Source organism: Kamptonema animale CS-326, from assembly GCF_028330895.1.
In the GTDB taxonomy this organism is placed as follows: domain Bacteria; phylum Cyanobacteriota; class Cyanobacteriia; order Cyanobacteriales; family Microcoleaceae; genus Kamptonema; species Kamptonema formosum.
The window spans coordinates 1-4297 of sequence record NZ_JAQMUA010000222.1; the positions used below are offsets into that span (position 1 = coordinate 1).

Genomic DNA, 4297 nt, shown 5'->3' on the forward strand with positions numbered 1-4297 from the left:
AATGATTATTAAAAGCTATACTTGGGCAAGTTATAGTCAACAAAAAGTTATGTTTGACCGAGCTTGAATTGCCCATCAAGTGCGATGGCTGCGGCTGGCTACGCGATCGCGATTTTTTCTAACTTATTCAGCAAGCCCTAGTTAGTGGTGAGTGGTGAGTGGTTAGTTGTTAGTTGTTAGTTGGTAGTTGTTAGTTGTTAGTTGGTAGGTGTCATTGCGAGCGTAGCGAAGCAATCGCAATAGATTAAGATTAAGCTGCTACCCATCTAATTTGATAGTCAGTTTTTATAAGCTTCTTGTGGGATGGGCATCCTGCCTGTCTTTGTATTCGATTTAGATGCGTAATAGCTTACTTCGATAGTGCTAAAGCAGGCATCACAGACTTTAACGCTTTAGCAAGGATTGGGGATTGCTTCACTGCGTTCGCAATGACAACTACTAACCCACCACCAACCACTACCAACTAACCACTAACAACTAACCACTAACCATTAACAGTTAACAGTAGTTGATTCAATTTTCCACTGCGATAGCCCTCCAAATCTAGAGTCACATAAACAAAACCAAACTCCTGAAACATTGCGACAATTCCCGGCAAATCCGCACCCAATACAAACTCCTTAATTTCCTCCGCTGGTAACTCAATCCGCGCCGTATCTCCCTCAGATCTTACCCTCAGATTCTTTAATCCCAACTGCCGCAAATACCTCTCAGCACGTCCTACTCTTTGTAACTTCCAAACCGTAATTTCTTCACCATAAGGAAAGCGGGAACTCAGACAAGGTTGTGCGGGTTTATCCCACCAAGGTAAACCCAATTCCTTTGCCAATTGCCTTACTTCTAATTTAGTAACACCTACTTCTGCTAAAGGCGATCTCGCCCCTCTTTCCTTTGCAGCTTGAATTCCCGGACGATAATCTTTTAAATCATCAGCATTAACGCCATCTACTACATAAGAATAACCTCGTTCAATTGCTAGAGGTTTGAGGGTATCGTGCAATTCGCTTTTGCAGAAATAACACCGATTAACTGGGTTAGAAGTGTAATTAGGATTAGCCATTTCTTGAGTTTGCACTTCCTCATGGGCAATTCCAATTGATAAGGCTTGAATGCGGGCATCTTCTAAATCTTCTGGTAATAAAGAGGGGGAAACTGCTGTAACTGCTAAGGCGCAATTGCCGAGCACATCAAAAGCAATTTTTGCGACTAAGGTACTATCAATTCCACCTGAGTAGGCAATTAAAGCCCGATCCATCTGTCTAAATAGGGTTTGTAGTTGCTCTAGTTTTTCTATTAGCATAATTCAAAAATAATGAAATTATTTTTTCTTCTTTCTGACTTACTCATCAATAACCTGACTTTGCCCTCTAGGGGCTATTATACCACCAAAAAGGGCAATTTACAAGCTGTTTTTGTCAGCAATGTTCAGATTAATTTCTTTCCATTATATCTTAAAATTCCCGCCGCAAGAAGACTGCGATCGCAATTGACAACAGCAGCACTATGTACAGCAAACCATAGCCAGCATTAGTGATTAAAGCAACTATATGCGGTATTTGACCGTAAACAGCATCATTTCTTAGATTTAGCCGTGCTAAGTCGGGTAAAACCAGATACAGCCCCATCATTAATTGCTCAATAGTAGGATTTTTGGTTAACTTGCCTAGCGCCACTAAATCGCGGGTTGAGTGACCCATCAAATAAACTCCGAACGTCAGCAAAGTTGCCAGTAGCGAACTGGTAAATACACCAAAGAGAATCCCTACTGCTGTTAGCAGAGACAACTCTATCCAGACAAATAAGGTGGCAATTAAAATGCTTCCTAGTGGGTAAGCAATTTGACTTAAACTTAGGATAGTTATATAAATAAGAGTCATCCCCGCTACCAGCACAGCCAGCACAATCGATAATCCTATATGCTTACCAACTATCAATTCTGAGCGCGAAATCGGTTTAGCGACTAAGACATAAACCGTCCGTTTTTCGATTTCTTTATTAACAAGCCCAGTAGAGACAAAAACTGTCACAACTAAGCCCAAAACTCCAATAGCAGCCATGCCAATATCTAAGATGATTTTTCGGTCTGCTGTCGCTGCTAGTTCTGGGATAAACCTCACGGCAGCCCCCATTAACACAGCAAAAAAAACAATTAGGTAAAGAACACGATCGCGAATCACTTCCCAAAAAACATTAAGGGCAATAGTGAAGATTCTACTCACATTCATACTTTGTTTACTCCTTTAATTCTGTCTATTTTCCTAGTAGGATTATATATCTTAATTGGATCGCAATTAACAGTTGCTCTATTTGATACCTTCGCTACCTCACAATCTTTGCTCAGGGTATATCCTCCTGGTTTGGTACTAGGCCCACGCCATCTAGCCAAAAATTCTATTTTATAAAGAGATTGCCCTTGGATTACATAAGTTTCTATATCCCACTTCGAGTTTTCTGCAAGAGGAGAGATATTTTTAAACATCTGATTTCGCAGAGAAACTTGTTTCCTACTCACGGCAATTAGCCATTCTTCTACTTTTTGCCACGATCTTTTTCGAGTTTTAAGTCTCAGTTGATTTTCCATTACTTTAAGCATAGTCATACCTCTAGAATTATTGAGGGATGGCGGCTTGAAATTGACCACGAAACCGCTCTTAGTGAAATCCTCGGCTAGCACGCTCGGATATTGTTGTAGCCAGTCTTGAATTATAAAATGAAAGGCGAGAAAACAAGTTAGAAGAGTATTAGTCAGAATTATTACTAAAAATATTGGGCGAATTAAGGGGGGAGGAGGCTGCAATTTTGCCCCTGAATCAATAAATTTAATTATAACAGCAAGACATATTGAAATCAAGGGCCAAAAGACAACAGCTAAAGATTGGCGATCGGGAGTCAAATTCACTGATAAAAACCAGCTAATTAATGCTCCTGTAATCCAAGGGCTAAGACTAATTCCAGAGATGATAAATGGCTCCTGACTTGTCCGCCAACCAATCCCAATTGTCAAAAATAGCCAGCTACAATCAGCTAGAGTATCCTTGAGTGCTTTATTCTTAATTTCTAAGGCTGAAAACAAGAAGAAAAACAGGCTGATTAATAGAGGTGTTTTCCAATGTAAAACTTGAGGCGGAAGCAAAATCCTTTGTAAAATTACATTGGCTTTAATAAGATTTCTCATGTCACTAATACTCAGGGAAGTATTAAAACTACTTGATTTAACTGTTAACAGTTAATTGCCTTCATTTGCTTTCTAGATATAATACTAGCAAAATGACACAATGACTGCAAGTGTGTGCTATTAAAAGTACACCAAATTGAGTGAATCCTTGAGCAGATTTTTTCTGATTGCGAACAAGATTACGACTACCTATTGGCACGGGAATTGTAGAGGTATTTTGATTTGTTTGTAGTAAAAGAAGTCTTAATATTTCTAATCCCTTCCATTTTCCTAAAAAAGATATAGTATAAATTAGAAATGCTGCCAAAATTAATACCACAGAAACAGGATGCCACTGACCTAAAAGGATATAACCCATAAGTAGTTCTACTTCGTCTTTTGATAGAAAGCTTTCCCAAATAAAAAAAGTTAACCAACCTATGCAGGTCGAGAATAAATTAATTACTGCTGTATATTCTACGCTAGTTTTGGGACTGAGCATTAGGGACTTTTGAAAGAACCACGATTCTATTGCGATTGCTAACCACAAAATTAAAATTTGAGATAAAAAAGCACGCAATGGTAAAACAGTGGGAAACATGATGAGGAAGAAGGAAGAAGTTTGACTGGGAGATGGCGCTGCCATAATCTATATAGTACATGAATAAAGTTTAAGTAGAGAAAGGTTTTAGTGTTCTCGATCGCTGCCATCTTTAGTTAAAATAGCTACTGCACGTACCAAACCAGGACAGTGCAAACAAGCTCTACAGATTATTGAAAGGATAGAAATTAGTGAAAATTTTTCTGGGAGTAGGTAAGGAGCTATAATAAGCAAATGTATGGCTTTATTTGCTGTAGCTAAAAATAGGCGCAGCTAAACAAAAAAGATAAAATGGTTGAGATAGCATCTAAAATTTTCCCAGTCCCCGACCTTGACAATAGTAGTAAATCCGGGTATATAGATACTGTAGCCAAAATATACTTCAGCATTTAATTTCCAATCTTTTTTTAGCGTAAGTGGGCAAAATCTTTACTATCTCTGGGTTTCAGGCGGGGTTTTCACTACCCCAAGAAAAGAACAAAAAAAGTATATGCAGCAAATAGAAAACTATCGCGGTTGCCTTCTAGGTTTAGCAGTTGGCG

Annotated in this window: 4 protein-coding genes; all 4 read right to left on the reverse strand. The window is 38.7% G+C overall.

What is annotated here, in order from left to right:
• Positions 1-484: 484 nt before the first annotated feature.
• Positions 485-1300 carry an ATP-dependent sacrificial sulfur transferase LarE gene (gene larE / locus PN499_RS12795; protein ID WP_272032315.1) on the reverse strand — a complete coding sequence of 272 codons (816 nt, stop codon included), beginning with the start codon at positions 1298-1300 and terminating at the stop codon, positions 485-487.
• Between the two features lie 151 nt (positions 1301-1451).
• Positions 1452-2225, reverse strand: coding sequence for an ABC transporter permease (locus PN499_RS12800; protein WP_272032316.1), 774 nt, complete (start codon positions 2223-2225; stop codon positions 1452-1454).
• Positions 2222-3175 carry a DUF5357 family protein gene (locus PN499_RS12805; protein WP_272032317.1) on the reverse strand — a complete coding sequence of 318 codons (954 nt, stop codon included), beginning with the start codon at positions 3173-3175 and terminating at the stop codon, positions 2222-2224. Before PN499_RS12805 ends, PN499_RS12800 begins: the two co-directional genes overlap by 4 nt.
• A gap of 61 nt (positions 3176-3236) precedes the next feature.
• Positions 3237-3800 carry a filament integrity protein FraC gene (gene fraC, locus PN499_RS12810; protein WP_272032319.1) on the reverse strand — a complete coding sequence of 188 codons (564 nt, stop codon included), beginning with the start codon at positions 3798-3800 and terminating at the stop codon, positions 3237-3239.
• Between the last annotated feature and the right edge of the window lie 497 nt (positions 3801-4297).

What these genes read in the sequence shown, in the direction of transcription:
- PN499_RS12805 (WP_272032317.1), bottom strand. Translation starts at nt 3,175, where the DNA reads ATGAGAAATCTTATTAAAGCCAATGTAATTTTACAAAGGATTTTGCTT.
- larE (WP_272032315.1), bottom strand. Translation starts at nt 1,300, where the DNA reads ATGCTAATAGAAAAACTAGAGCAACTACAAACCCTATTTAGACAGATG.
- fraC (WP_272032319.1), bottom strand. Translation starts at nt 3,800, where the DNA reads ATGGCAGCGCCATCTCCCAGTCAAACTTCTTCCTTCTTCCTCATCATG.
- PN499_RS12800 (WP_272032316.1), bottom strand. Translation starts at nt 2,225, where the DNA reads ATGAATGTGAGTAGAATCTTCACTATTGCCCTTAATGTTTTTTGGGAA.